Raw genomic sequence first — 25,016 nt, forward strand, 5'->3', positions numbered from 1 at the left:
ATGCGCCTGCGTCACTCCGACGGCCGGCTCGTCCACGTCGCCTACTGCACCAACGTCCACGGGGGTGAGGACCTCGACACGATCATCGGCCAGCTCGACCGGTTCGCCCTGCCGGTCCGCCAGCATCTCGGGGCGAGCGTGCTCGGGGTCGGACTGTGGCTCAGCGCCCCGGTCGCCCGAGAGCTCGCCCACGACCCACGGCTGACCAGCAGGCTGCGGCGCGAGCTCGACGCCCGCGGCCTCGAGGTCGTGACCCTGAACGGGTTCCCCTACAAGGGATTCCAGGAGCCGGTCGTCAAGCACAAGGTCTACCACCCGGACTGGACCGAGCCGGCCAGGCTTGCCTACACGGTCGACCTCTCAGAGGTCCTGGCGCGGCTGCTTCCGGACGACGCTGCACGCGGAAGCATCTCGACCCTGCCGCTGGGGTGGCGCCATCCCTGGTTCGGTGATCGGCAGGTCCTCGCCGCCGAGCAGTTCGACCAGCTCGCCGACCACCTGCACGCGCTCCGGTCACGCACCGGACGCGAGATCCGCGTCGGCATCGAACCCGAGCCGGGGTGCGTCGTCGAGACCACCGACGACCTGCTGGAGCGGACCGCGGGCTGGGACGACGAGACGCTCGGGGTCTGTCTCGACCTCTGCCACCTCGCCGTCGGGTTCGAGCGCGCCGGAGAGGTCGTGCCGCGGCTCGACGCGGCCGGACGTTCCGTCGTCAAGGCCCAGGTGTCGGCCGCCCTGCATGTGGCGAACCCCGGCGACGCGGCCACGCGAGAGGCCCTTGCAGCCTTCGACGAGGAGCGGTTCCTGCACCAGGTGCGGTCCCGCGGCGAGAGCGGCCAGATCCGCGCCCGCGACGACCTCGGGGACGCGCTCGGAGGCCGGCGCCCTCTCGATCCGGCGCCGGGCGGCGTGGACCGGCCGTGGCGCGTCCATTTCCACGTGCCGCTCGACCACGAGCCTGAGCCACCGCTCGCCTCGACGACCGCAGACCTGCGCGAGTCGCTCGACGTCCTCCTCGGCGGCGATGTCGCCGTGACCGACCATCTCGAGGTCGAGACGTACACCTGGACCGTGGTGCCGGAGGCCGCGCGGCCGGCCGACGACGCGGGCCTCGCACGCAGCATCGCCGGCGAGCTCGCCTGGCTTCGCGACACCCTCATCGACCTCGGCCTCAAGGAGCCCGCATGACTACCGACCCCGCCCACCCCACGAAGGTCCTCGTGCTCGACGTCGTCGGCCTCACCCCTCGTGCGCTGAGGGACATGCCACGGCTGCGCCGGGTCGCCGCGAGCGGCTGGCAGTCGACGCTCGGCACCGTGCTCCCGGCCGTGACCTGCTCGGTGCAGTCCACGTTCCTCACCGGCCGGGCGCCCGCCGACCATGGCGCGGTCGGCAACGGCTGGTACTTCCGCGATCTCGGCGAGGTCTTCCTGTGGCGCCAGCACAACGCGCTGGTCGAGGGCGAGAAGGTGTGGCACGCGCTGCGGCGGGCTCATCCGGGAGCGCGGGTCGCGAACGTCTGCTGGTGGTACGCCATGGGCGCCGACACCGACAGCGTGGTCACGCCCAGGCCGATCTACCACGCAGACGGCCGCAAGTCGCCTGACTGCTACACGCGGCCGGTCGCGCTGCATGACCGGCTCACGGACCGGCTCGGGCCGTTCCCGCTCTTCCACTACTGGGGGCCGACGGCCTCGATCGCGTCGTCGCGCTGGATCGTCGAGGCGACCCGCCTGCTGATGCCCGAGCACGACCTGACCCTCTCCTACGTCCCGCACCTCGACTACGACCTCCAGCGCTTCGGACCGGAGTCAGCCCAGGCCAGGACGGCGGCAGCCGAGCTCGACGCGACCCTCGCGCCGCTGCTCGACGACGCCGAGCGGCTCGGCGTCTCGGTCCTCGTCGTCAGCGAGTACGGCATCACCGCGGTCGACCAGCCCGTCGACGTCAACCGGGTGCTGCGCCGCGCCGGCCTGCTCGAGGTGCACACGCAGGCAGGCATGGAGTACCTCGACCCCTGGACGTCGCAGGCCTTCGCGGTCGCGGACCACCAGGTCGCGCACGTCTACGTCAAGGACGCAGAACGGCTCGACGAGGTGCGGGCGCTGCTCGCCGCAACCCCAGGGGTGGAGCAGGTGCTCGACCGAGCCGGCCAGGCGGCATACGGCCTCGACCATGAGCGAAGCGGCGACCTCGTGCTCGTGGCTTACCCGCGTGCCTGGTTCACCTACTACTACTGGCTCGACGACGACCGGGCGCCCGACTTCGCCCGCGGCGTCGAGATCCACCGCAAGCCCGGCTACGACCCCGCCGAGCTGTTCTTCGACCCGGCCGACCGTTCGGCGAAGGCCCGGGCGGGCCTCGGACTCGTGCGGAAGAAGCTCGGGCTGCGCTATGCCATGCGCGTCGTGCCGCTCGACCCGAGCTGGGTCCGCGGGAGCCATGGCAGGCTGCCGGACAACCCAGAGGACGGCCCGGTCGTGCTCGGCTCCGATCGGGGACTGCGGCGTGAGACCGTGGCCGCAGCGGACGTGCACGACCTCATCCTCGAGGCCGCCGGCGTCGCCGTCGCCAGCACCGCCAGCTGTACCGCCAGCACCGCCGCCACTGCCGCCAGCAGTACAGCAGTGCCGGCGACCCGCTGACGCAACTCACCAACTCACATCAGCAAGGAGACTCACGATGGCCCGACCGATCACGCTCTTCACCGGACAGTGGGCTGACCTGCCGTTCGAGGAGATGTGCCGCCTCGCCGGCAAGTGGGGCTACGACGGCCTCGAGATCGCGTGCTGGGGAGACCACTTCGAGGTCGACCGGGCACTCGCGGAGGACGGCTACATCGAGTCGCGACGCGAGATCCTCGACCGGCACGGCCTCAAGGTGTGGGCGATCTCCAACCACCTCGTCGGTCAGGCCGTGTGCGACGACCCGATCGACCAGCGCCACCAGGACATCCTCCCCGCCGCGGTGTGGGGCGACGGCGACCCCGAAGGAGTCCGGCAGCGCGCCGCGGAGCGGATGGCCGACACCGCACGGGCGGCGGCGAAGCTCGGTGTCGACACCGTCATCGGCTTCACCGGGTCCGCGGTCTGGAAGTACGTCGCGATGTTCCCGCCGGTCTCCGACGAGGTCATCCAGCAGGGGTATGCCGACTTCGCCCGACGCTGGAACCCGATCCTCGACGTGTTCGACGAGGTGGGTGTCCGCTTCGCCCACGAGGTGCACCCGAGCGAGATCGCGTACGACTACTGGACCACCCACGCGGCCCTGGAGGCGGTCGGCCACCGGCCGGCCTTCGGCCTCAACTGGGACCCGAGCCACATGGTGTGGCAGGACCTCGACCCGGCTGCTTTCATCTGGGACTTCAAGGACCGCATCTACCACGTCGACTGCAAGGACGCCCGCAAGCGAGTCGGCAACGGCCGCAACGGCCGTCTCTCGTCGCACCTGCCGTGGGGCGATCCGCGCCGCGGCTGGGACTTCGTGTCCACCGGCCATGGTGACGTGCCGTGGGAGGACTGCTTCCGCACCCTCAACGCGATCGGCTACGACGGCCCGATCTCGATCGAGTGGGAGGACGCCGGCATGGACCGCCTCGTCGGGGCACCCGAGGCGCTGGAGTACGTCCGCCGGCTCAACTTCGAGCCGCCGTCCGCCTCCTTCGACGCGGCCTTCAGCAGCAACAGGGACTGACGCCTCGGCCCGTGCGCGCGGTTCAGCGGCACCGCAGCACTGCGGCGTCGCTGAGCCCCGGCACGACCAGTCACCCCCAACCGGCGTGCGGGTCTACCGTCAGGGCATGGGACTCGTCCAGATCGCGCAACGCGCACAGGACCTCGGTCGCGCCTCGGCCTTCTACGGCGACCTCCTCGGCGCCCCGCCGCTGGCCACCTTCGACCCGCCGGGCCTGGTCTTCTTCGACCTCGACGGCGTGCGGCTCCTGCTCGACATCGGCGCGCCCTCGGCACTGATCTACCTGCGCGTCGACGACATCGACGCCACGGTCGGGCGGCTGCGCGACGCCGGTGTGCAGGTCGAGAGCGAGCCGCACGTCATCTTCGGCCACGACGACGACACCCTCGGCCCGGCGGGCACCGACGAGTGGATGGCCTTCGTCAAGGACTCGGAGGGCAACCTCGTCGGGCTCGTGGAGCATCGTCCGCGCGCCTGACGCGGTGCAGCAGGACCGCGCCGCTCCCTCGGCAACACACCCGGTAACCGCCATCTCACCGCAGTTGCAACCCGGGTCGGCTTGCGACTACCGGGTGTGTTGCTGACATTGGTGAGGTAGCGAGTGTCGATCTGCAGCCGAGCCGTTCGTGTAGGAGGTGGCCACACTCCAACCCGAGCCAGGAAGGACACGACGATGAAGACCTACCTCATCACCCTCTACTCGCCCCCCGGACCGCCCCCCGAGGACCTCGACCTCAGCCAGGTCATGGCCGACCTCGAGCTCGTCAACAACGACATCCGCTCGGCGGGCGGCTGGGTCTTCGCCGGCGGCCTGGCCGACACCGGCTCGGCAACGGTGATCCGCAAGCCGGACGCCGTCGCCGATGCGATGCTCACCGACGGACCCTTCATCGAGGCCAAGGAGCACCTCGGCGGGCTCAGCATCGTGCGCGCCGAGGACTACGACGTCGCCCTCGGCTGGGCCGAGCGCATCGCGGGGGCGACCGGCCTGCCCGTCGAGATCCGCCCGTTCCAGGACGACGGGGACCCGGGCCAGGCTCCGACGGCCGAGTGACCGCTCGATGAGCGCATCCGTGACCAGCGCGGACATCGCGCGCGTGTTCCGCGAGGAGCATGGCCGCGCGGTGTCAGTGCTGATCCGGACCCTCGGTGACATCGACCTGGCCGAGGATGCCGTGCAGGACGCGTTCACCGTGGCGGTCGAGCGCTGGCCCGTTGAGGGTATGCCGCCGAGTCCCGCGGGCTGGATCATCACGACCGCTCGCAACCGGGCCATCGACCGACTGCGCCGGGAAGCGAGCCGGGACGCACGGCATACGGAGGCTGCGACGCTCTACACCCCGGACGAACCGCGGGAGGAGGGACCCGTGAAGGACGAACGGCTCCGGCTGGTCTTCACCTGCTGCCACCCAGCGCTGTCGCGCGAGGCGCAGGTGGCTCTGACCCTGCGCCTGCTCGGGGGCCTGACCACGCCCGAGATCGCGCACGCGTTCCTCGTGCCCGAGCAGACTATGGCGCAGCGAGTCGTGCGCGCCAAGAAGAAGATTCGGGACGCCGGCATCCCCTACCGGGTGCCGCGAGACGCCGACCTGCCGGCGCGGCTGGCAGCGGTGCTCGCCGTCATATACCTCGTGTTCACCGAGGGCCACACGGCGTCCTCGGGCGACGACCTGGGCCGGCCCGACCTCGCCGCTGAGGCGGTCCGGCTGGGCCGGGTGCTCGTCGAGCTCATGCCGGACGAGCCGGAGGCGGCCGGGCTGCTGGCGCTCATGCTCCTGACCGAGGCGCGTCGTCCCGCCCGCGCGGACGCCACCGGAGTGCTCGTGGTCCTCGGCGACCAGGATCGCACCCTGTGGGACGCCGACCTGGTGGCCGAGGGGCATGACTTGGTGCGAAAGTGCCTGCGCCGCAACGCTCCTGGGCCATACCAGATCCAAGCGGCGATCAACGCCGTGCACACGGATGCGGCAGACGCCTCGGCGACGGACTGGGTCCAGGTGCTGGCGTTGTACGACCAGCTGGTTCAGGTCGCGCCGACGGACGTCGTGCGCCTCAACCGAGCCGTAGCCGTCGCCGAGGTGTACGGGCCGGAGCCGGCGCTGGCGGAGATCGACGGGCTGGACCTCGGCGGCTACGTCCCGTGGCACGTCGTCCGCGCCGACCTCCTCCAGCGGCTCGGCCACAACGCCGCGGCAGGCGATGCCTTCGAGTGCGCGATCACATTGTCCGCCAACGCTGCCGAGCAGCAGTATCTCCGAGGGCGGCTGCTCGCCCTGCGCGGCTGAGCTGGCGCGCTGACCAACAATCTGTCAAGCACTTCCCCCTGGCCGCCGGATGCTCCCACCAGACACATCGGCGCTCGATACATTGCCTCCATGACGACCCTTCCGGCCGCCGTGCCGCACGATCTCGCGGCACCCTGGGGCGGACGCAGCCGAACGATCGACCTCGGCATCCCGGTCCACTACGCGGACTTCGGCGGGCCCGACGACGGGCCTCCACTCGTGCTCGTGCACGGCCTCGGCGGCTCCCACCTCAACTGGGTCCAGATCGCCCCCACCCTCGCCGAGCGGCACCGCGTCGTCGCCCTCGACCTGGCCGGCTTCGGTCTGACCCCGGGCACCGAGCGGTCGTCGAGCGTCCAGGCCAACGCCGACCTGCTGGCCCGCTTCATCGACGCCGTCCTCGGGCGGCCAGTGGTCCTCGTCGGCAACTCGATGGGCGGCATGATCTCGCTCCTGCTCGCGGCCAGGAGCCCCGAGCGCGTGGCGGGCCTCGCGCTCATCGACCCCTCCCTGCCGATCCCGCGCCAGCGCCCCGACACCCAGGTCGCACTGACGTTCGGGCTGTATGCCGTGCCGTGGGTCGGGGAGCGGTTCGTCTCCCGTTTCGAGGCGCGCTACACGGACCGCGAGCGGGTGCTCGGGATGGTCGCCCTCTGCTTCGCCGACCGGAGCCGGGCGGATGCGGGGGTCGTCGACGCCGGAGTGCAGCTCACGGCATACCGGCGCGAGATCCCGGACAGCGAGGTGCAGTTCCTCGGGGCGGCGCGGTCGCTGCTCGCGGTGCTGCGCCGGCCGCGTCGCTATGACGAGCTCATCGCCAGCGTCAGCGCACCGGTGCTGCTCGTGCACGGCGAGATGGACCGTCTCGTGCCTGTGACTGCCGCCCGCAGGACCGCGACGCTCAACCCTTCGTGGCACACGGCATTCCTCGAGGGTGTCGGTCACACGCCGCAGCTCGAGGTGCCCGACCGGGTCCTCGAGCTGCTCGTGCCCTGGTTGGAGGCAGCCGTCGGCTGACTGCGCCACCACACGCACCCCGTGCGGCGTGCGGTCGGCGAGCCAAGGGGGCTGCGGGGCTGCGGGCCCGGCTACGTGACCGGTTGTGGCGAGTGCGCAGTCGCGAGGGCGGCACCCCAGGCGACCGCCCGCTCGAGCTCGCCGGGGGACAGTGGGCCCTCGGTGCCCTCGACCCAGAACGTCTCACCGCGGTCCGCTTCGCGGAACCCGTGGTGGCGCAAGGACTTTGCCGCGCTCGCTGCGGCCGACCCCGGCATCAGCCGGACGTGGACGCGGGTGTCGAAGGTGACGACGGGCAGGTCGGAGCGGGGGGCAGCGGCCTCGATCCACTCCCGGATCCCGAGGTGGGGCTGAGCCGGTGCGCCCTTGGCCACCGCGTCCTCACGCGTGCCCTGACGCGTCATGCTCAGCGCATGCGTCGGCCCGCCGACCAGCAGCAGCGAGACGTCGGCGGGGATCGTCATCGGCGCCTCGTCGGTCGTCGCGAGGATCACGGACAGCTCGTCGCCCGGAGGTCGCCCCTTCCTCAGTCCGTCGGCGACTGCCTCCGCGACCTGCCGCGTGTTGCCGAACAACGACTCGTGGACAATGAGCACCTTCATGGCGATTCCCTTCCGGTACAACGCTATTGCGGATCAGGCGCGGTGGCCCGAAATCGTGACGTACGAGACTCCGGCATCGGTGGCAGCATGGGAGCAGGGGGCGGAGAGCGCGAAGGAGGAGCCCGATGGATGCGAACGAGTGGGACGAGAGGTATGCCGCGAGCGACCTCGTGTGGTCCGTCGGGCCGAACCGCTTCGTCGAGGAGCTCGTGGAGCCGCTCACTCCTGGCTCGGCCATCGACATCGCCGCCGGGGAAGGGCGCAACGCCATCTGGATGGCGAGCATCGGCTGGACGGTCGTCGCGACGGACTTCTCCGAGGTCGCCGTGCAACGTGCCCGCGCCCGGGCGGCCGAGGTGCTGGGCGCCGACGCGGGCAGGCTGACGGCCCTCGTCGCCGACGCGACGCAGCCCGCGCCGGGAGGCCCGGCGGCATACGACCTCGCCCTGTTCTCCTACCTCCAGGTTCCGCGCGCGGATCTCAAGGCAGCGCTTCGCGCAGGTGTCGAGGCGGTGCGGCCCGGCGGTCACGTCGTTGTCATCGGGCACGCCGGGCGCAACCTGACCGAGGGCTATGGCGGCCCCGGCGACCGGAGCGTCCTCTATGACCCGGACGAGGTCGTCGATGCCGTCGAGGGGCTGCCGATCACCGTCCAGCGCGCCGAGATCCGCGTGCGGGAGGTCGAGACGGACGACGGGATGCGCGAGGCGCTCGACACGGTCGCCGTGCTCTCACGCACCTGACGCTGTCGGCAAGGCCCGGACAAAGCGTCAGGCCGGCCTGACGGTGGAGGGGTCGACCCCGATCCACGTCGCGGTCGCGTGCGCCAGCAGCTCGTTGCCGTCGTACAGCGCCGTGCCGCATCGGTGTTTCCGCCCTTCGCTGCCCAGTCCCCACGCGACGACGACGTGCTCACGCCCGACCAGCGGGAGGCGGCCGATGGTGGCGGTCATCGTCCCGAGCACCATCGGTCGGCCGCCGACCCCGAGGGCCCAGGCACCGGGACAGTCCAGTGACGCCCACACGATCTCCGGCGTCACCTCCGTCGGCACCCACGCGGCCGCGTGGATGTCGGTGCCAGGCACCGGCCCCGGGCGCAGGCACAGCGCGTCGCCCGGCTCACGCGCGATGCCGCACGAGAAGCACGTCGGGAACGGATGGTTGACGAGCCCGTCGTACCCGGCGGCCGCGGCCAGCGCTGCGGCATACGACACCGGCCCGGGTATGCCGTCCGGCTCGGTGCCAGCGCCCGCCGCGGGCTGCCCCTGGGCCACCGTGACGTCACCATCGACAACGGTGCGCAGGTCGCCGTCGGGCTCGACCAGCAGCTCCCGGTCGAGCGGCGGCGGGCTGCTGAGGCGGACCGACACCGGCCGGCCGTCGGCCCCGCCGGGGACCAGCTGGGCGAGGTGACCGCTCACCCAGCCGCCGTTGCCCGACTCGGGCGGGCCGCAGAACCGGGACGGGATGACGAAGCTCATCCCCGCAACCTACTAACGGCGGCCGTACTTCTTGTGCACCGCCTGCCGGCTGACTCCGAGGCAGTCCGCGATCTCGGCCCAGGCCAGGCCGCTGACCCGGGCGCGCCGCACCACGGCGGCCTCCGTGCGGTCGGCGGCGCGCCGCAGCTCGCGGGCGGCCGCCAGGGCCGCGCGTGGGTCGTCGTCGCCGGTCGCGCGAGCGATCTTCAGCACCTCGTCCACCTCCATCGACACTCCTCGGTCTCGTCAACCCAGGTTGACAACCGTAGGTCGCTGGGTCCGTCCGTGTCAACCACCGTTGACACGCACCTGGTGCCGCAACACACCGAGCAATGGCCAGCTTCGGCGGTTATTTCCGTCTGGGCTGGCGGTTGCCCGGTGTGTTGGCGAGTGGGGCTCGGTTGGCTGGTGGCCGCGGTGTCGTCCGCGGTGTCGCTCGCGGTGTCGCCCGCGCTGTCGCTCGCGGTGTCGCCCGGGGCGGGTGAATCGGGCCTCGACCACTCGTGGATGTTGCGGCAAGCGGGGGCGCCGGGGCCATGCGGACCTATGCTCACAGCATGCTGATTCTCGGTCTGATCCTCTTCGGGATGCTTGTCGGAGCCGCCGCCCAGCTCATCCTGGGCAGGGAGTCCAAGGGCGGCGACAAGACCATCAACTGGACCATGGCGTTCGTGGCCGGCCTCGTCGGCTCCTTCGTCGGCGGCCTGCTCGCCAGCCTCATCGCCGGCGACGGGCTCAACCTGCGCCCGAGCGGCATCATCGGCTCGATCGTCGGGGCGGTCATCGTCACGGCACTCTGGCGCTGGATGGCCTCGCGCCGCACAGCGGCGTGAGGAACTGAGTGACGCGCAGCACGGCCCGCGGTGCTGCGTGACCCACTGCCGGACGTGGCGTCGCGGAGCGCGCGACCTGCGACCATGACCGCGTGACCGTCACACGCTCGATCCTGCTGTTCGTCCTTGCAGCCGTCGCCGAGATCGGGGGCGCCTGGCTGGTCTGGCAAGGCGTGCGCGAGCACCGGGGCTGGGTCTTCATGGGCCTCGGCGTCATCGCGCTAGGGCTCTACGGCTTTGTCGCCACCCTGCAGCCCGACGCCCACTTCGGGCGGATCCTGGCGGCATACGGCGGCGTCTTCGTTGCGGGCTCGCTCGTGTGGGCGATGGTCGTCGACGGGTTCCGTCCCGACCGGTGGGATGTGCTGGGCGCGGCGATCTGCATCGTCGGTGTCGTCGTCATCATGTACGCGCCGCGCTCCGGCTGACGACGGCCGGCTGGCCACGGCCGGCGGCGACAGGAGCAAGGCCGGCGGGTTGACACCGTCTCGATACGGTGGGGGGTATCATGAAGACCCGGTCGATGACAGTAGGAGGATGCCGTGGAGCTCGACCTCGATGAGATGCAGTCGGTCATTCGCCGCCTCAACCGCGCCCGCGGTCAGATCGGCGGCATCGTCAAGATGATCGAAGAGGGGCGCGACTGCCGCGACATCGTGACCCAGCTGGCCGCCGTCTCCAAGGCCCTCGACCGAGCCGGCTTCGCCGTCATCGCCACCGGCCTGCGCGAGTGCCTCACCAGGCCGGACGGCGAGGACATGGACGTCACCGAGATGGAGAAGCTCTTCCTCTCGCTCGCCTGAGCAACCCGGCCGACTGTGCGGGGCCGGCGGGGCAACGAGCCCGCGCCGGCGCGACGCGCTTGCCCCGCCCGCGACGCGCTTGCCCCGCCCGCGGCGGCGTCAGTGGGCCAGGGCCGGGATCCGGCTGCCCGTGCCCGCGTGCCAGGTCCGGTACCCACCGTCGAGGTTGCGCACGTCCGGCCAGCCGGCCTGGGCCAGGATCCGGGCGGCGGTGTGGCCCCGCAGCCCGACCGCACAGTGCACGACGACCGGGCCGGGCGGGATCTCGTCGAGCCGGTCGCGCAGCTCGTCGACCGGGACGAGGATCGCCCCCGGGATCGCACCACGCTCGTGCTCCTGCTCGGTGCGCACGTCGACAAGCACCGCGCCGGCGTCCAGTGCGCTCTCGAGCTGGTGCCACTGGATCGACCGCGCCACACCGGACCGCAGGTTGTCGGCCACATACCCGAGCATGTTGACCGGGTCCTTCGCAGACCCGAACTGCGGCGCGTAGGCGAGCTCGAGGTCGGCGAGCGTGCTCGCGGTGATCCCTCCGGCCATCGCCGTAGCGATGACATCGATGCGCTTGTCGACGCCGTTGCCGCCGACGCCCTGGGCGCCGAGGATGCGGTCGGTCGCCGGGTCGACGAGCAGCTTGAGGCTCATCGACTCGGCGCCGGGGTAGTACGTCGCGTGCGACGCCGGGTGGGTGTGGATGACGCGGTGCGGACGGCCGGCCGCGCGAAGGCGTTTCTCGTTCCAGCCGGTTGTGGCCACCTGGAGACCGAAGACCCCGACGATCGCGGTGCCAAGGACTGGGCGGTCGCCCGCCTCGAGCCCAGCCATGACGTCCGCGGCCATCCGCCCCTGACGGTTTGCCGTGTTGGCCAGCGGCACGAGCGTCTCGCCGCCGTCCAGGGCGTCACGCTTCTCGACGGCGTCGCCGACGGCGAGGATGTGCGGGTCGCTGGTGCGGAACGTGGAGTCGACGAGGATGCCTCCCCGCGGGCCGGTCTCCAGCCCGGCGTCCTCGGCAAGGCGAGTCTCGGGTCGCACCCCGACGGCCGCCACCACGAGGTCGGCCGGCACCGTGTCGCCCGAGGAGAGGGTGACATCGTCCGTGCCGATCGCGGCGACCGCCGCCCCGAGGTGAACGGTCACGCCGTGGGCGCGGAGCCGGTCGAGGACGAGGGCCGCCATCTCGGGGTCGAGTGGCGCGAGCACCTGGTCGGCAGCCTCGACGAGCGTCACGGCCAGGCCTCGGCGCGTGAGGTTCTCCGCGAGCTCGAGGCCGATGAAACCACCCCCGACGATGACCGCGGTGCGTGCCTCGGCGACTGCGGCGACCAGGACGTCGGTGTCCTCGATGTCGCGCAGCGTCAGCGCCCGCTCGATGCCGGGGACCGGCGGGCGCAGGGGACGGGCGCCCGGGGACAGGAGCAACCGGTCGTAGGGGAGGTCGGACACCTTCCCGCTCGTGAGGTCCTTGACCTCCACGACCTGGCGCTCGCGGTCCACGCGCACCGCCTCGTGCCCGACGCGGACGTCGAGGTCGAACCGGGCGGCGAGCGACTCTGGGGTCTGCAGGAGCAATGCCTCACGGTCGTCGATGACTCCGCCGACGTGGTACGGCAGGCCGCAGTTGGCGAAGGACACGTGGCCGCTGCGCTCGATGACGGTGATGTGGGCGTGCTCGTCGAGGCGGCGCAGACGTGTGGCCGCGCTCATGCCGCCCGCGACCCCTCCGATGATCAGGTACTCCATGTGCATCATCATACCCTAGGGGGTATAGTGTGACGGACGCCGGACCCAGGTGGGTCCGGCCGGTTTCGTCGAAGCGGCTCCCCGACGCGGGTGAGCCGAAGTGGCAGGAGGAGCAGTCATGTGCCGGGCAGTCATGTGCAAGCAGTGCGGGAAGACGACGTGGGCGGGGTGCGGTCAGCACGTCGACCAGGTCATGCGAGGCGTGCCCCGCGCCCAGCAGTGCGAGGGTCACCAGGGCGCCGCATCGAGCGCCGGCACGAACGGCGTGCTCCGCCGCCTGTTCGGCCGCTGACCCCGCGCCACTGACCTCTAGCCACTGGCCCAGCGCCGCACCCCCCGAACCGCCGGCCGACCATCCCCTCCCCCGGTCGGCCGGCACCTCTCCCACGTCCAGTGGTCAGGTCGATCCGCCCCGCCGCGGGTGACGACCTGACCACTCGACGGCGGGTTCGGGGCGCAGGAACGCGCCCCCGAGGGAGGTATGCCGCGTAGCGAGGATGGCGGCAAACCCGCTCTTTACGGGTGGCCTGGCCGCGCGCGACCATTGATGGCACGGAGGTCGACATGAACCCAGCCACGAACGCCGTCCCCGAGACCGCCACTGCCGCGAGCACGAGGAGCGAGCAGCTGGCGCGCCACATCGAGCGCGTCCGTGCCCATCGGGCCGAGCTGCGCGAGTCGGTGGCTGCTGTCGACTTCGCCCTCGAGTCACCGATCGCTCGCGGGGGAATGTGGCGTGAGCGGGTGCGTGCGGCCATGGCCGAGCTGGCCCACGACTTCCAGGACCACATCGACCTCACCGAGAGCCCCGGCGGCATCTATGACCGCGCCAAGCGCAGCGCGCCGCGGCTGTCCGGGAAGATCGACCGCCTGCTCGCCGAGCACCGTGAGCTGCACGAGGCGATCGGCGGGTACCTCGCGGTCCTCGAGCACGGCGGCACGACGGCCGACCTGCCCGCGTTCCGGGAGGAGCTGACCACGCTCATGGGACGGCTCGTGCGGCATCGCCAGAAGGGTGGCGACCTCGTATACGAGGCCTACGACGTCGACCTCGGCGGCTCCGGCTGATCACCCCTGCAGCCCTTCCGCTGAGCGGGCTCCGCCACGCCCGCCCAGCGGGTCCTGCCTGATCTTCGCGAGGGTTCAGGCAGGCGCGTCAGCCAGCTGCTGCTCGGTCTCCGGTTCGAACTGCGGGCGCAGCTCGAACCCTGACACGCCCTCCGAGCTGGTGCGTGACGCGAGCACCTGGTGGAGCTGGATCTCGTTGCGCTCGAAGCCGAGTCGGGACCCGGCGAGGTACAGTCCCCAGACCCGCGCGGTGCCACGCCCGGCCAGCTCGACGCACTCGTCCCAGTGCTTGCTGAGGTTGGCGTTCCACTGGGCCAGGGTCAGGGCGTAGTGCTCGCGGAGGTTCTCCTGGTGGCGCACCTCGAAACCCTGATCCTCCATCACCCGCACGATGTCGCCGGAGCCGGTGAGCTCGCCGTCGGGGAAGACGTAGCGGTTGATGAAGCCGCGCGACGGGATGCCGGCGTGCTGGTTGTCCGGCCGGGTGATGCAGTGGTTGAGCAGCCGGCCCTCGTCGCGCAGGTGATCCCGCAGGAAGCGGAAGTATGCCGGGTAGTTCTTGACGCCGATGTGCTCGGTGAGCCCGATCGAGCTGATCGCGTCGAAGCCGCGCTCGGTCACGTCGCGGTAGTCGCCGTGGCGCACCTCGGCGCGGTCCCCGATGCCGTCGGCCTCGATCGCGGCCTGCGCCCACGTGGCCTGCTCCTGCGAGAGCGTGACCCCGAGCGCGGTCACGCCGTAGTGCTTGACGGCGTGACGCACCATGCCGCCCCAGCCGCAGCCGACGTCGAGCAGACGCATCCCCGGCCGAAGGCCGAGCTTGCGGGCGACGAGGTCGTACTTGTGGGCCTGGGCCTGCTCGAGCGAAGCCTCGGCGGTGGGGAAGCAGGCGCAGGTGTAGGTCATGGACGGCCCGAGCACCTTCTCGTAGAAGGCATTCGACACGTCGTAGTGATGGCTGATCGCGGCCGCGTCGCGGGCCTTCGCATGGCGCATCCCGTTGGCCAGCCGGCGCAGCGGGCTCGGCGTCTCCTCGGCCGGGATCGTCGGCAGGTGCATCCCGTAGTGGGCCACGAACCCCGCCAGCTCGGCGAGCTCCTTGGGGCGTAGCCGGTGGTAGGTGAGCCCGTCGCCGAGCACCTTGAGCACGTTGTACGGGTCGCCCTCGTCGATACCGTCGACGACGAGGTCACCGAGAAGGTACGCCCGGGCAAGGCCGAGCGAGCCGGGTGCGGTGATCACATGGCTGAGCGCGCGCGGGTTGGTCAGTCGCAGCACGATGCCGTCGCCGCGTCCGCCGCTCGAGCCGTCCCAGCCGACGACCCGCATCGGCACGTCGGAGCCGAACACCCGGTCGAAAGCCTGGCCTACGGTCAGAGTCATCTCGCCTGCACCGCCTTCTGGTAGAGGGTTGGGAACCGCCCCGTCGGGTCGTGTCTGTGTTTGACAGGCGCGTATGCCGCTCCGCCGTAGAGGGCGTCGAACGTCGCCTTGTCGTAGTAGGCGTCGGAGTAGAGGGACTTGTGCCCACCCACGCGGGTCACCTCGTCCTCGATGCTCCGGTTGACATCACCGTCGTGCCGCCCCGGCTCGATGGCGACCGTCGACCAGAAGCCGACGTTGACATACCGCTCGTCGCGGCGCATCGGGTAGAGGGGCCACGGCGGGCCCTCGGTCTCGGCGATGTGGACCACGTTGCGGCGCAGCTGGATCGGGCACAGCCAGATCGGCTCGATCGGCACCTCGCGCAGGAACCACTCGACGAACTCGGCGGTCCGGTCGAGCGGCACCTCGACGTCCTGGACGACGCGCTCTCGGTCCGGCAGTCCGCGCAGTCGGTTGACCCGGCTCAGCACCTGGTGGCGGTTCTCGAAGGCGACGATCTTCCAGTAGACGTCGCTGCGCCGCAGGTGTCGCGGCCAGAGGCGCCGCACGGCGGGTCGCTGCGCACCGAAGGCTCGGCTGCACCAGAACCAGTCGGTGTCCCACCGCCAGAGATAGTCGTATGCCGTCAGCAGGTCGGCGCGGCGCGTCTGGATCGAGCGGTAGAAGACGTCCTGCCCGGTGTAGTCGCTCGGGCGCGACCGCCCCTCGAGATCGTCGGTCCACCGGCCGAGGCACAGGTAGGACTCCCGGGCGCTGAAGACGACACCGTCGAGGAAGTCGACCCGCTGGCCGTCCCACAGCTGGTTGTCCATGATCTCGCCGACGGCTGCGACGAGCTCATCGAGCCGCTCGAAGCGGATGTGCCGCAACGCGACATATGGTCGCGCCGGCTCGAGCTCGATGACGAGGTCGAGCGCGTAGCCCAGTGAGCCGTACGAGTTGGGAAAGGTGCGGAACAGCTCGGCGTGCTCGCCTCGCGGGGTGGCGGTCACGATCTCGCCGTCGCCGGTGAGGATCCGCATCTCCAGCACCGACTCGTGCGGCAGGCCGTTGCGGAACGACGCAGCCTCGATGCCGAGACCGGTCACCGCACCGCCGATCGTGATGGTGCGCAGCTGCGGAACGACGAGCGGCACGAAGCCATGCGGCAGCAGCTCGTCGACGAGGCGCTCGTAGGTCGTCAGCCCACCCACCCGGGCGGTGCGGGTCACCGGGTCGACCTCGACGACGCCTTGCATCGCCGACAGGTCGAGCCCGCTGACGCCTGCAGCCGCGCGCGTCCGGAACAGGTTGGACGTCTGCTTGGCCAGCCGGACCGGCTGGTCGGGCGGCAGGGCGGCATACGCCTCCTGCACTCGCGCGACGGCGCGCTCGTGGTCGTGGACCCGCGTCGCCACGCGCGAGCCCGTCGTCAGGGTGACCGGACCGGTTGCCACCTGCCGAGTCAAACAGATCTCACTGACAGTTGGCGGGGTCGGGGGGCCAATTCACTCGCCATGGGTGAGGGTTGTCTCACTCGCGTGCGAGCAGGGTGGCACCGAGGGTGACCATCATTGCGCCGCCTGCGGCCCCGAGCTTGTCGAGGCGCTTCGGCTTGCGGGCGAACCAGTCCCGAGCCTTGGCCGCGGCCAGCGCCCACACGCTGTCGCTGCAGATCGCCATCGCGCCGAAGACGAGCCCGAGCACCGCCATCTGCACGCCGGGGTGCCCTGCGGGAGTGTTGACGAACTGCGGCAGGAAGGCGACGAAGAACAGGATGGTCTTCGGGTTGGTCACGCCGACGACGAAGCCGATGCGCAGCGCGTGCCCCCTCTTCGCGGAGACCTGGCGCTCGAGCGCCTCGCGAGCCTCGGCGCGGTTGCGGATCGCCTGGATGCCGAGCCAGATGACGTAGGCCGCACCGGCGACCTTGATGACCGTGTATGCCGTCGTGCTGGCGGCCACGACGGCGCCGAGCCCGACGGCCACGAGCAGCACCTGGGTCGTCACGCCGAGGCCGTTGCCGACGACGGAGAGCAGCGCCTCGCGGCGGCCCACGGTCAGCGCGCGGCCGATGGTGAACAGCAGGCTCGGGCCCGGCACCTGGATGAACAGGATCGAGGCGACGAGGAAGGCGATCCATTGGCTGGCGGTTGGCACGCAGCAAGTGTGCGCTGCCGGACCCGTAATCGGCATGCCTTTTCCGCTGCTCGGACAGTAGCCTGCTGCGCCATGACGATCGAGCGCACCGATCCGCCGCTGGTGACCGACGAGGCCACCATGCTCGTGGCCTTCCTCGACTTCCATCGCGACACGCTGCGGATGAAGGCCGACGGCCTCACCGCCGAACAGCTCCGCCAGACCCTGTCCCCCTCGACGCTGACCCTGGGTGGTCTGCTCAAGCACGTCGCACTCAACGAGGCGAGCTGGTTCGGCCGGGTGCTGCACGGGCGGCCGATGGGCGAGCCGTGGGACTCCGTCGACTGGGACGCCGACCCCGACTGGGAGCTGACGACCGCGAAGGACGACAGCCCCGAGCAGCTGCGCCACCTCATGGACGAGGCCGTCGACCAGGCCCGCCGGAACATCGACGAGGCGCTCGCGGCGGGTGGACTCGAGCAGCTCTCGGTCGTGTCCAGCCGCAAGGAGGGCAGGCAGTTCTCGCTGCGGTGGATCCTGCTGCACATGATCGAGGAGTACGCCCGCCACAACGGGCACGCCGACCTGATCCGCGAGTCGATCGACGGCGCAACGGGCGAGTGACGGTGGTTCGGCGAGCCCGTCGGGTCACGCCGAGCCGGCACGGCGCAGGCAGAAGAGCCGCAGCGGCTCGGCCGGCATGATCGCGGCGAGATCTCGGTAGCGCGTCGCGGCCTGCTCGCGCCGGCCGGTGCGCCACTCGATGTCGGCGAGCGCGAGGCCCGCGTCCCGGCTCGCGTATGCCGGTGATCCGGCTTCCAGGGTCCGCAGCTCCCGCTCCACGAGCTCCAGGGTCTCCTCGCCCGACGTGGACGCGGAAGCATGGCCGGCGGCATAGCCTTCGGCGTCGGCTCGGCCCCGCGAGCCAAGGCGGGCCAGGGTCGCGTGGGCGATGGCCGCGAGGCGCGCCACCCGCACGGACGGCGACGGCCAGCGCTGCTCGAGGCCCTCGTAGAGCTGGACGATCCTCGGCCAGTCCGTCGCCGCGAACGTCGGAGCGCTCGAGTGGAGGCCGGAGATGGCAGCCTCGATCGCGAACCGCCCGTCTCCGGCAGCCGCGAAGGTGGCGTCGTCCAGACCGGCCAGAAGCAGCGCCCGGTCCCACCGGCGCCGGTCCACCTCGTCGAGCGCGAGGCCAGTGCCCGTGTCGTCGACGCGCCCGGGCCGCCGTGCGAGGCCGAGCCGGATGACGGCACGCAGGCCGCGTGCCTCGGTGTCGTCGGGGTACGCCGCGACGAGCGCGTCGGCAATGGACAGGGCCTGGCGACCGGTGTCCGCGAGGGCGTCGGCTGGATCGAGAACGGTGCGATGCGCGACGGTGAACATGCCTGCGACACAAGCGATCACCACTGGGAGCCGCCGCTCGCGCTCGGCTGCGTCGGGCACGTGGAACGCTCCGCGTGCGTCGACCAGGGCACGTTTGGCTCTCGTGAGCCGGGCCGCGGCAGCCGAGTCCTGGACTCCGAGGTGCCCAGCGATCTCGGGGATCGTCAGACCGCAGACCACGCGGAGGGCGAGCACCATCCGCGACGTCGCGGACAGCGCCTCGTCGCAGGCGACGAAGAGCAGCGCGAGCCGGTCGTCCAGACCCTCGCGGGCGAGATCTTCGGCGTCCATGGCGGTGCCGTCCGTGAGGTGCTCGGTGACGCGATCGGCCGTCGGGTCGACCTCGGGCCGGGCGATGTCGGGGGCGAGGCGCGCCTCGACCTTGCGGCGACGAAGGTCGTCGAGCCAGGCCCGCTTGGCCACCGAGGTGCACCAGGCGGCATACGACTCGATCCGCTCACCCGACCGCTCCAGATCGGCGGCCCGGGCGACGGCCTCCGCGGCATACTCCTCCGCGTCGTCGAGGCTGCCGGTGAAGGAGGCGAGGCTGCGCACGATGCGCGGCCACGCCTCCCCGAACTCACCGGGCCCGGGCACTCACGCGCCCGTCGGGAAGACCTTGCGCCACTCGACGTGGCCTCCCGAGGGCACCAGCGCGGCGATGCGCCGAGCGGTGTCCTCGTCGTCGGTCTCGACCATGTAGAAGCCGGTGATGACCTCTGCGGTGTCGGTGAACGGCCCGTCGGTGTAGACCGCGTCCTCGAGCTTGCGGTCGCCGTCGCCGGGCTTGACGGTGCCGCCGTGACGGGTGTTCTGCAGTGCCTGACCGCCCGTGATGCGAGCGCCGAGCTCGGCGACGGCCGCCTGGAACGCCTTGTGCGCCGGGAAGCCCATGTCGGGGTCCTGCTCGGCAGCGCCCTCGGGCACCGGAGCGCCGGGAAGCCACTGGTCGGAGTTCCAGTCGGCCTCGTGGATGATGTAGACGTAGCTGTCGGTCATGGCTGTTTCCTTCTCAGGTCAGTGCTGTGACGGCTCTCGTCACATTCTCCTGACGAACTCGTCGCCGCGGAATCGACATCCTGTTTGGACCAATCTGGCCGGTCCTCGGCCGGCAGGCGGTCGCGCGCTACGGGTAGTGCGACCACCAGGTGTTGTTTCGCGCATTGGAGCCCCAGCCGTAGCGGGCCCCCCACCAGGTCGGGAGTTGACCGATCTGGAGGTGCCCGTGCGCCGGGAAGGCCCGACCGGCGAGGTCCACGTTGCCGACCGCACCGTCGTTGAACCAGTCCGAGCAGCCCGGAGGGCGCGCGTCGCGGGGTGGACAGGGAAAGACGTGCTGCAGCCCGACATCGAACCCCATGACGCGGAAGAGGCTCACCGCGGACTCTACGGGGAGGCGGAGCACGCTCGTCTCGATCCGTGCGAGACCGCTGCGGGGGATGCCGAGGCGGGAGGCGAGCTCTCGCTGGCTGAGTCCGTGCGCCTTGCGAATGTGGCGCACGGCGTTGGCGAAGGCGTCTGGCCCGGCTCCGAACGCGTCTCTCATGGACGCAGTCTCGGTGGACTGTGCGACGCCCGCCGCCACGCCGTCCGTGGCTGTGGAAGGCGCGCCGCCGACTCCTGGGGGTGTGGACAGCGGGTCGGGGGGCAGGCTGGGGGGACAGGTCCCCTACCTGCTCCCATCTGCGTTGGTCCTCGGGGTGGAGCAACGCACATGGTTCACGGCGGGCGCCCTGCTGCGGTGGCTGACTGACCGATGGGTGGGGCGTTGGTCCGTGGGGTGGAGCAACGCCCAGGGCGCAGGACATTGACACGTGGCGCGCCGCCGACCCGGTGAATCTCGGTGGACCGCAACAGGAACCCGTGCCACGGTTGCGCCATGCTCGAACGTCCCGCCGCGGTGGCACCCCTGTCCCTCGAGACGCCCCGACTGGTCGTCCGGCCGTGGACGCACCGCGAGGCGCCTCGTCTGCTCGACATCCTGAGCCGGATCGAGGTCGTCAAGTGGCTCGGCGACGGCGACCCGGTCGTCATGGAGGGCCTCGACGAGGCGCACGAGAGAATCGACCGGTACGTCGTGCGCAGCGAGACGCCGCCGCTCGGCTTCTGGGCTGTCGAGGTGAAGGAGACAGGGCAGGTGGCGGGGTCGGTCCTGCTGCTGACCCTGCCCAACGACGATCACGGCGAGGTCGAGGTCGGCTGGCATCTGCACCCTGACTCGTGGGGGCACGGGTACGCGACCGAGTCCGCGGCAGCCGTCATCGAGCACGGCTTCGCCGGTGGCCTGCCCGAGGTCTTCGCGAACACCCATACGACGAACGTGGCGTCCCAGGCCGTATGCCGGCGACTCGGGCTGGAGGACCTCGGCGTCATGGAGCGGTGGTACGAGGGCGAGTCGCGGGTGTTCCGCGCCACTGCGGAGCAGTGGGCCAGGCGACACGACGAGGCCTGAGGACCCACCTCGACGCGCCGTCACGCACGACGTCGCGTGTGTCGGCGGGCCGCGACCGACCGGTACACGAGCGACAGGGCGACGAGGCCGACCGCCCAGAGGGCGTGCACGCCGTTGACGACGAGAAGGGCCGTGACCGAGGTGAATGCCACGACGGCCACCCACCAGGCGCGACCGCCGCGTGGCAGGAGCCGCACCGCCGCCGCGGTGCCGAGGACGTACACCAGCGTGAAGCAGCCCGTCGCGAGGAGCATGAGCGGCGTCATCCCGAGGTCGAGCGTCGCGGCCGCAACCAGCGACAGCGACGACGAGACAGTGATGAGGGCGATGCTGCGGCGAGGCACCTGGCCGACCCCGCTGCCCTTGGCGAGCCAGACCGGCAGCGCGCCGTCCCGGGCGAGCGCGGCACCGAGGCGAGAGCCGCCCGCGTAGTAGGCGTTCATGGCCCCCATCGTCAGCAGCACGGCGACGACCGCCGTGACGACCCGGGCCTGCTCGCCGAGGGCGATGGCCATGAGGTCCGACAGGGGCGCCTGGCTTCGCCCCGCGGCCGGGCCGAGGACCAGGATGCTCGTCGTGGCGAGGCCCAGGTAGAGCGTCCCGACCACGGCAACGGCGATGGCCGTGGCTCGCGGCACGTCTCGACGCGGGTTGCGGTAGTCACCGGCCAACGACGCGACCGCTTCCCAGCCGGCGAATCCCCAGACGAGCACGGCCGCGGCGGTGCCCACGGCGGCCCACCCGTGGGGTGCGAACGGCGTGAGCGACGCGCTCGAGCCGTGCGGGAGTGCGAACGCCATCGTGGCCGTCATGAGCAGGGCCAGGACGGTGGCGAGCGCAAGCTGGACGCGCCCGGAGAGACGCAGACCCGCCGCGTTCATCAGCCCGGTGCCGACGATGAGCGCACCACCGACCGCGACGGTGGTCGCCTTGCCGCCGCCGACGACGTCAGCGACGTACCCGCCGGCCATCATCGACGCCGGCGGCGCGCCGACGGGCACCGCGAAGTAGAAGCACCAGCCGACCGCACCGGCCGCACGGTCGCCGAAGGCTCGCCGAACATATGTCGAGACCCCGCCACCGTCGGGGTAGCGGGAGCCCAGGGCCGCGAAGGTGCTCGCGAGCGGGATCGAGAGCAGCACGAGCAGAGCCCAGGCGACGAGCGATGCCGGTCCAGCGACCTCGGCCGCCAGGGCAGGCAGCGTGATGACGCCCGTCCCGAGCACCGCGCCGACGGACAGCGCCGTCCCCTGCGCAATGGTCAGCGAACCCCCGGTGGTGGTCGGCGCAGGCGCCTGGAGCGCGGCTCGCGCGGTCGTTCCCATGGACGCCAGCCTGTCAGTGCATTGGACTGGTCAGAAGAGCCAGTTCTTGCCAGGATGTTTGGTCCAATCTAGGCTGAGCCAATGGACCTCCACGTCACCCTCACGGGGTCCGGAGACCTCACGGCCCAGATCTACGGACAGCTGCGGACGGCGATCCTCGACGGCCGGCTGGCCGGAGGCGACCGTCTTCCAGCCTCACGCGAGCTCGCCGGCCGGCTCAGCGTCGCCCGGGGGACGGTCACGGCGGCCTACGACCGCCTCCTCGCCGAGGACCTGCTCGTGAGCCGACCGGGTGCCGGGACGTTCGTGTGCACCGGGTGCGTCGCGCCGGTGCGCGACGAGCTGAGGAGGCGCGACGACGCGAGGCGGCGCGACGAGACCAGACGTCCCGACGACAGACGTCCCGACGAGGCCAGAGGCCGCCGCGCCCGGCCGGGCGTCGTGACGCCCACCACCCTGTGGCGAGAGCTCCCCGCACCGTCGCGCTCCCCCGGCGACGCGGCATACGACTTCTCGGTCGGCGTGCCTGACGACTCGCTGTTCCCGCTCGCGACCTGGCGGCGGCTCGTGTCGGGGGCTCTGCGACGCGGGCGGATCTCGACGGGGACCTACGAAGACCTGGGCCCCTCGGCCTTGGAGGCCGAGATCGCCAGGTATGCCGGACTGTCCCGATCCGTCGTTGCGGCACCTGCCGACGTCGTGACCACCGCGGGCGCGCAGCAGGCGCTCGACCTCATCGCGCGAGTGCTGGTCGAACCCGGCGATGTCGTCGCGGTCGAGGACCCGGGATACACAGCCGCCGCCCGGCTCTTCGAGACGCACCGCGCCCGCGTGCGTGGCGTCCCGGTCGATGCCGAGGGCATCGTGGTCGAAGCGATCCCGGCGATCACCCGCCTCGTCTATGTCACGCCCTCCCACCAGCACCCGACCGGTGTGGCAATGTCGAGAGCGAGGCGAATCGCATTGCTGGAGTGGGCAGTTCGTCATGGCGCGGTCATCGTGGAGGATGACTACGACAGCGAGTTCCGATTCGCCGACCGGCCCCTCGAGCCGCTGCAGAGCCTCGACCGGGACGGCCGGGTGGTGTACGTCGGGTCGTTCTCCAAGTCCCTGATCCCGGCCCTGCGGGTCGGCTACGCCATCGCCCCCGCAAGCCTGACCCCGGCCCTTCGGGAGGCGAAGCGGGTCACCGTCTGGGACGGCGATGTGGTCACCCAGGGCGCGCTCGCGGCATTCCTCGCCGAGGGGCATCACGCCGCACATGTGAAGCGGGCGACGAAGGTCTACCGCAGCCGGCGCGAGGCACTGCTCCAAGGTCTGTCGGACCGGCTTTCGGACCACGTCGAGGTCATCCCATCCGCCGCCGGGCTGCACATCTGCACTCTCCTGCGCGACCCGGAGGTCGACGACGTCCGGGTCGCCGACGCCGCGCTGGCGGCAGGGGTGTTCCTCGACCCCCTGTCGATCCGGCACCTCGAGCGGCCGGCACGCCACGGACTGGTGTTCGGGGTCGGTGGCATCGAGGCCGAGCGGATCGGCCCCGCGCTCGAGATCGTGGGAGACGCGCTCAGGCAGGCGGTGTCGCGTTGACGCTGCGCCGGATGATCGAGAACTGCGCGGCCAGCGGGATGATCCCGAGGATGAGCACCATCGGCACGGCGAAACCGAGCCGCAGGTTGTCCGAGCCGACCGCACCGGTCAGCACCGCACCGAGCAGGGCCCCGACGTAGTTGAACTGGTTGAACCGTGCGATGACCGAGTCGACCTTGTCCTGACCCGTCTCGAAGTCCTCACCGCCCGCGATGGCCCCCGCCGCCGAGAAGCTGAGCGGCGCGATCGTCGCGACGGCCCCGCCGAGCACCGTGAAGCCGACGACGGCCACGACCCACCCCGGGGCGAAGACGATGACGGCCAGCGCGGCCGATGCGACGACGCCGCTGAGCCGGAGCAGCCAGACGGCGCCGTGTCGGTCGACGAGCCGGTCGCCGATGGCACGGGCGAACAAGGTCGCGACGAGATAGGGCAGCGTGGCGAGTGCCGCAAGGCTCGATGGCGCGTCGAGGGTGCCGTCGAGGTAGACCGGCCCCCAGGTCGTCGCGGCTGTGTCGACCATCTAGAAGAGGACCATCGCGATGCCGAGCAGCATGATCCGGCGCCACGGCACGTCGAAGCTTGCAGGCGGCGCCGCGAGCCGGTCCTTGCGCGCGAACGGCGCGAAGAGTGCGGCGACGGGAAAGACGAGCAACGGCAACAGCTTCGCCCCGAGCTCGACGTGCGCGGTCGCGAGCGTGATCAGGGTGCCCAGGATCCCGCCCGCGGTCCAGAAGGCATGGAACGACGGCAGGATCGGCCGCCGGTAGAGGTGCTCGACCGTCACCGCCTGCATGTTCGAGGACGCATCGACGAGGCCGAGGGCCAGACCGTATACCGCGAGGCCGGCGACGAACACCCCGAACGAGGGCGCGACCAGCAGGACCGCGAAGCCGGCGGTCGCAAGGCACAGGCCGACGCGCACGACCATGGCGCTCGAGGAGCGGGTGGCCACCACCTCGGCAAGGACCGACCCGACGCCGGCGAGGAGCACGACCATGAGCAGCAGGCCGCTCACCGCCAGGTCGTCGAGCGACCAGGTTTCCTTGATCCGGGGCAGCCGGGTCGTCAGCGAGATGAAGAGCAGGCCTTGCACGAAGAAGGCAGAGCCGGCGGCGAGCCTGGCGCGCAGCAGTGCGCGGCTCTCGGTCTGGAGCGTCACGGGTGGCCACGATGACGCCCAGGCGCGTCCGCGTCAAGCCGCGGCGGCAGGTTCACAGGGTGCGGTGGA

General features: G+C 71.4%; 30 protein-coding genes. 17 read left to right on the forward strand and 13 right to left on the reverse strand.

Annotated features, from left to right (window positions below; genetic code table 11):
* From eboE to ACYVLP_RS14830, 7 genes are all read left to right on the forward strand, one after another.
* Positions 1-1,191 (forward strand): metabolite traffic protein EboE, encoded by a 1,191-nt coding sequence (gene eboE / locus ACYVLP_RS14800; RefSeq protein ID WP_460628100.1) that lies wholly within the window; start codon positions 1-3, stop codon positions 1,189-1,191.
* A complete protein-coding gene (locus tag ACYVLP_RS14805; RefSeq protein WP_460628101.1) occupies positions 1,188-2,648 on the forward strand; it encodes an alkaline phosphatase family protein in 1,461 nt (486 codons plus the stop codon). The genes eboE and ACYVLP_RS14805 overlap by 4 nt, the downstream gene beginning before the upstream one ends.
* Before the next feature lie 37 nt (positions 2,649-2,685).
* The gene (locus ACYVLP_RS14810) at positions 2,686-3,696 is read left to right on the forward strand and encodes a sugar phosphate isomerase/epimerase family protein (protein WP_460628102.1); all 1,011 of its coding nucleotides are present in this window, start codon (positions 2,686-2,688) and stop codon (positions 3,694-3,696) included.
* Between the two features lie 106 nt (positions 3,697-3,802).
* Positions 3,803-4,174 (forward strand): VOC family protein, encoded by a 372-nt coding sequence (locus tag ACYVLP_RS14815; RefSeq protein WP_460628103.1) that lies wholly within the window; start codon positions 3,803-3,805, stop codon positions 4,172-4,174.
* Positions 4,175-4,369: 195 nt separating this feature from the next.
* Positions 4,370-4,750 (forward strand): YciI family protein, encoded by a 381-nt coding sequence (locus tag ACYVLP_RS14820; protein WP_460628104.1) that lies wholly within the window; start codon positions 4,370-4,372, stop codon positions 4,748-4,750.
* A 7-nt stretch (positions 4,751-4,757) separates the two neighbouring features.
* Positions 4,758-5,981: an RNA polymerase sigma factor gene (locus ACYVLP_RS14825; protein ID WP_460628105.1), complete on the forward strand. Its 1,224-nt coding sequence runs from the start codon at positions 4,758-4,760 to the stop codon at positions 5,979-5,981.
* A 90-nt stretch (positions 5,982-6,071) separates the two neighbouring features.
* The gene (locus ACYVLP_RS14830) at positions 6,072-6,998 is read left to right on the forward strand and encodes an alpha/beta fold hydrolase (protein ID WP_460628106.1); all 927 of its coding nucleotides are present in this window, start codon (positions 6,072-6,074) and stop codon (positions 6,996-6,998) included.
* 71 nt (positions 6,999-7,069) lie between these two features.
* On the opposite strand, the gene ACYVLP_RS14835 is transcribed toward ACYVLP_RS14830, so the two are convergent.
* Positions 7,070-7,600: a flavodoxin family protein gene (locus ACYVLP_RS14835; RefSeq protein ID WP_460628107.1), complete on the reverse strand. Its 531-nt coding sequence runs from the start codon at positions 7,598-7,600 to the stop codon at positions 7,070-7,072.
* 125 nt (positions 7,601-7,725) lie between these two features.
* On the opposite strand from ACYVLP_RS14835, the gene ACYVLP_RS14840 reads away from it, so the two are divergent.
* Positions 7,726-8,343 carry a class I SAM-dependent methyltransferase gene (locus ACYVLP_RS14840; protein WP_460628108.1) on the forward strand — a complete coding sequence of 206 codons (618 nt, stop codon included), beginning with the start codon at positions 7,726-7,728 and terminating at the stop codon, positions 8,341-8,343.
* 27 nt (positions 8,344-8,370) lie between these two features.
* Here the strand turns inward: ACYVLP_RS14840 and ACYVLP_RS14845 are convergent, their stop codons facing one another.
* Together ACYVLP_RS14845 and ACYVLP_RS14850 are read right to left on the reverse strand one after the other, a co-directional pair.
* Complete coding sequence (locus tag ACYVLP_RS14845; RefSeq protein WP_460628109.1) at positions 8,371-9,081, reverse strand: hypothetical protein; 711 nt, start codon at positions 9,079-9,081, stop codon at positions 8,371-8,373.
* 12 nt (positions 9,082-9,093) lie between these two features.
* Entirely contained in the window at positions 9,094-9,294 is a 201-nt protein-coding gene (locus ACYVLP_RS14850) for a hypothetical protein (RefSeq protein ID WP_460628155.1), read from the reverse strand.
* On the opposite strand from ACYVLP_RS14850, the gene cas5 reads away from it, so the two are divergent.
* From cas5 to ACYVLP_RS14870, 4 genes are all read left to right on the forward strand, one after another.
* Positions 9,255-9,341, forward strand: coding sequence for a CRISPR-associated protein Cas5 (gene cas5 / locus ACYVLP_RS14855; RefSeq protein WP_460628156.1), 87 nt, complete (start codon positions 9,255-9,257; stop codon positions 9,339-9,341). The two genes, ACYVLP_RS14850 and cas5, sit on opposite strands and share 40 nt — an antisense overlap.
* A 297-nt stretch (positions 9,342-9,638) precedes the next feature.
* Complete coding sequence (locus ACYVLP_RS14860; RefSeq protein WP_452270987.1) at positions 9,639-9,914, forward strand: GlsB/YeaQ/YmgE family stress response membrane protein; 276 nt, start codon at positions 9,639-9,641, stop codon at positions 9,912-9,914.
* 92 nt (positions 9,915-10,006) lie between these two features.
* Positions 10,007-10,342: a YnfA family protein gene (locus ACYVLP_RS14865; RefSeq protein WP_452270986.1), complete on the forward strand. Its 336-nt coding sequence runs from the start codon at positions 10,007-10,009 to the stop codon at positions 10,340-10,342.
* Positions 10,343-10,456: 114 nt separating this feature from the next.
* Positions 10,457-10,717, forward strand: a complete 261-nt coding sequence (locus ACYVLP_RS14870; RefSeq protein WP_460628110.1) for a metal-sensitive transcriptional regulator — start codon at positions 10,457-10,459, stop codon at positions 10,715-10,717.
* Between the two features lie 99 nt (positions 10,718-10,816).
* Here the strand turns inward: ACYVLP_RS14870 and ACYVLP_RS14875 are convergent, their stop codons facing one another.
* Positions 10,817-12,460, reverse strand: a complete 1,644-nt coding sequence (locus ACYVLP_RS14875; RefSeq protein ID WP_460628111.1) for an FAD-dependent oxidoreductase — start codon at positions 12,458-12,460, stop codon at positions 10,817-10,819.
* Between the two features lie 118 nt (positions 12,461-12,578).
* On the opposite strand from ACYVLP_RS14875, the gene ACYVLP_RS14880 reads away from it, so the two are divergent.
* Both ACYVLP_RS14880 and ACYVLP_RS14885 read left to right on the forward strand, forming a co-directional pair.
* Positions 12,579-12,752, forward strand: coding sequence for a hypothetical protein (locus ACYVLP_RS14880; RefSeq protein ID WP_460628112.1), 174 nt, complete (start codon positions 12,579-12,581; stop codon positions 12,750-12,752).
* A gap of 272 nt (positions 12,753-13,024) precedes the next feature.
* Positions 13,025-13,528, forward strand: coding sequence for a hemerythrin domain-containing protein (locus tag ACYVLP_RS14885; protein WP_460628113.1), 504 nt, complete (start codon positions 13,025-13,027; stop codon positions 13,526-13,528).
* Positions 13,529-13,603: 75 nt separating this feature from the next.
* On the opposite strand, the gene ACYVLP_RS14890 is transcribed toward ACYVLP_RS14885, so the two are convergent.
* The 3 genes from ACYVLP_RS14890 to ACYVLP_RS14900 all read right to left on the reverse strand — a co-directional run bounded on the left by ACYVLP_RS14890 (position 13,604) and on the right by ACYVLP_RS14900 (position 17,053).
* Complete coding sequence (locus ACYVLP_RS14890; RefSeq protein ID WP_460628114.1) at positions 13,604-14,911, reverse strand: class I SAM-dependent methyltransferase; 1,308 nt, start codon at positions 14,909-14,911, stop codon at positions 13,604-13,606.
* Entirely contained in the window at positions 14,908-16,350 is a 1,443-nt protein-coding gene (locus ACYVLP_RS14895) for an FAD-binding oxidoreductase (protein WP_460628115.1), read from the reverse strand. Before ACYVLP_RS14895 ends, ACYVLP_RS14890 begins: the two co-directional genes overlap by 4 nt.
* Before the next feature lie 76 nt (positions 16,351-16,426).
* Positions 16,427-17,053: a LysE family translocator gene (locus tag ACYVLP_RS14900; RefSeq protein ID WP_460628116.1), complete on the reverse strand. Its 627-nt coding sequence runs from the start codon at positions 17,051-17,053 to the stop codon at positions 16,427-16,429.
* A 72-nt stretch (positions 17,054-17,125) separates the two neighbouring features.
* Here ACYVLP_RS14900 and ACYVLP_RS14905 point away from each other — a divergent pair, with 72 nt between their 5' ends.
* Positions 17,126-17,656: a DinB family protein gene (locus ACYVLP_RS14905; protein WP_460628117.1), complete on the forward strand. Its 531-nt coding sequence runs from the start codon at positions 17,126-17,128 to the stop codon at positions 17,654-17,656.
* A 24-nt stretch (positions 17,657-17,680) separates the two neighbouring features.
* Here ACYVLP_RS14905 and ACYVLP_RS14910 read toward each other — a convergent pair whose 3' ends face one another.
* From ACYVLP_RS14910 to ACYVLP_RS14920, 3 genes are all read right to left on the reverse strand, one after another.
* Positions 17,681-19,015, reverse strand: a complete 1,335-nt coding sequence (locus ACYVLP_RS14910; protein ID WP_460628118.1) for a DUF6596 domain-containing protein — start codon at positions 19,013-19,015, stop codon at positions 17,681-17,683.
* Positions 19,016-19,417 carry a YciI family protein gene (locus ACYVLP_RS14915; protein ID WP_452270976.1) on the reverse strand — a complete coding sequence of 134 codons (402 nt, stop codon included), beginning with the start codon at positions 19,415-19,417 and terminating at the stop codon, positions 19,016-19,018.
* A gap of 127 nt (positions 19,418-19,544) precedes the next feature.
* Entirely contained in the window at positions 19,545-19,964 is a 420-nt protein-coding gene (locus tag ACYVLP_RS14920; RefSeq protein ID WP_460628119.1) for a helix-turn-helix domain-containing protein, read from the reverse strand.
* Positions 19,965-20,297: 333 nt separating this feature from the next.
* Between ACYVLP_RS14920 and ACYVLP_RS14925 the strand changes: the two genes are divergently transcribed.
* A complete protein-coding gene (locus ACYVLP_RS14925; RefSeq protein ID WP_460628120.1) occupies positions 20,298-20,870 on the forward strand; it encodes a GNAT family N-acetyltransferase in 573 nt (190 codons plus the stop codon).
* 20 nt (positions 20,871-20,890) lie between these two features.
* On the opposite strand, the gene ACYVLP_RS14930 is transcribed toward ACYVLP_RS14925, so the two are convergent.
* Complete coding sequence (locus ACYVLP_RS14930; protein ID WP_460628121.1) at positions 20,891-22,195, reverse strand: amino acid permease; 1,305 nt, start codon at positions 22,193-22,195, stop codon at positions 20,891-20,893.
* A gap of 81 nt (positions 22,196-22,276) precedes the next feature.
* Here ACYVLP_RS14930 and pdxR point away from each other — a divergent pair, with 81 nt between their 5' ends.
* Positions 22,277-23,785 (forward strand): MocR-like pyridoxine biosynthesis transcription factor PdxR, encoded by a 1,509-nt coding sequence (gene pdxR, locus ACYVLP_RS14935; protein ID WP_460628122.1) that lies wholly within the window; start codon positions 22,277-22,279, stop codon positions 23,783-23,785.
* Here the strand turns inward: pdxR and ACYVLP_RS14940 are convergent.
* Entirely contained in the window at positions 23,763-24,308 is a 546-nt protein-coding gene (locus ACYVLP_RS14940; RefSeq protein WP_460628123.1) for an MFS transporter, read from the reverse strand. The genes pdxR and ACYVLP_RS14940 overlap by 23 nt on opposite strands.
* A complete protein-coding gene (locus tag ACYVLP_RS14945) occupies positions 24,309-24,947 on the reverse strand; it encodes an MFS transporter (RefSeq protein ID WP_460628124.1) in 639 nt (212 codons plus the stop codon).
* Between the last annotated feature and the right edge of the window lie 69 nt (positions 24,948-25,016).

The sequence above is a fragment of the Intrasporangium mesophilum genome (genome assembly GCF_054783095.1).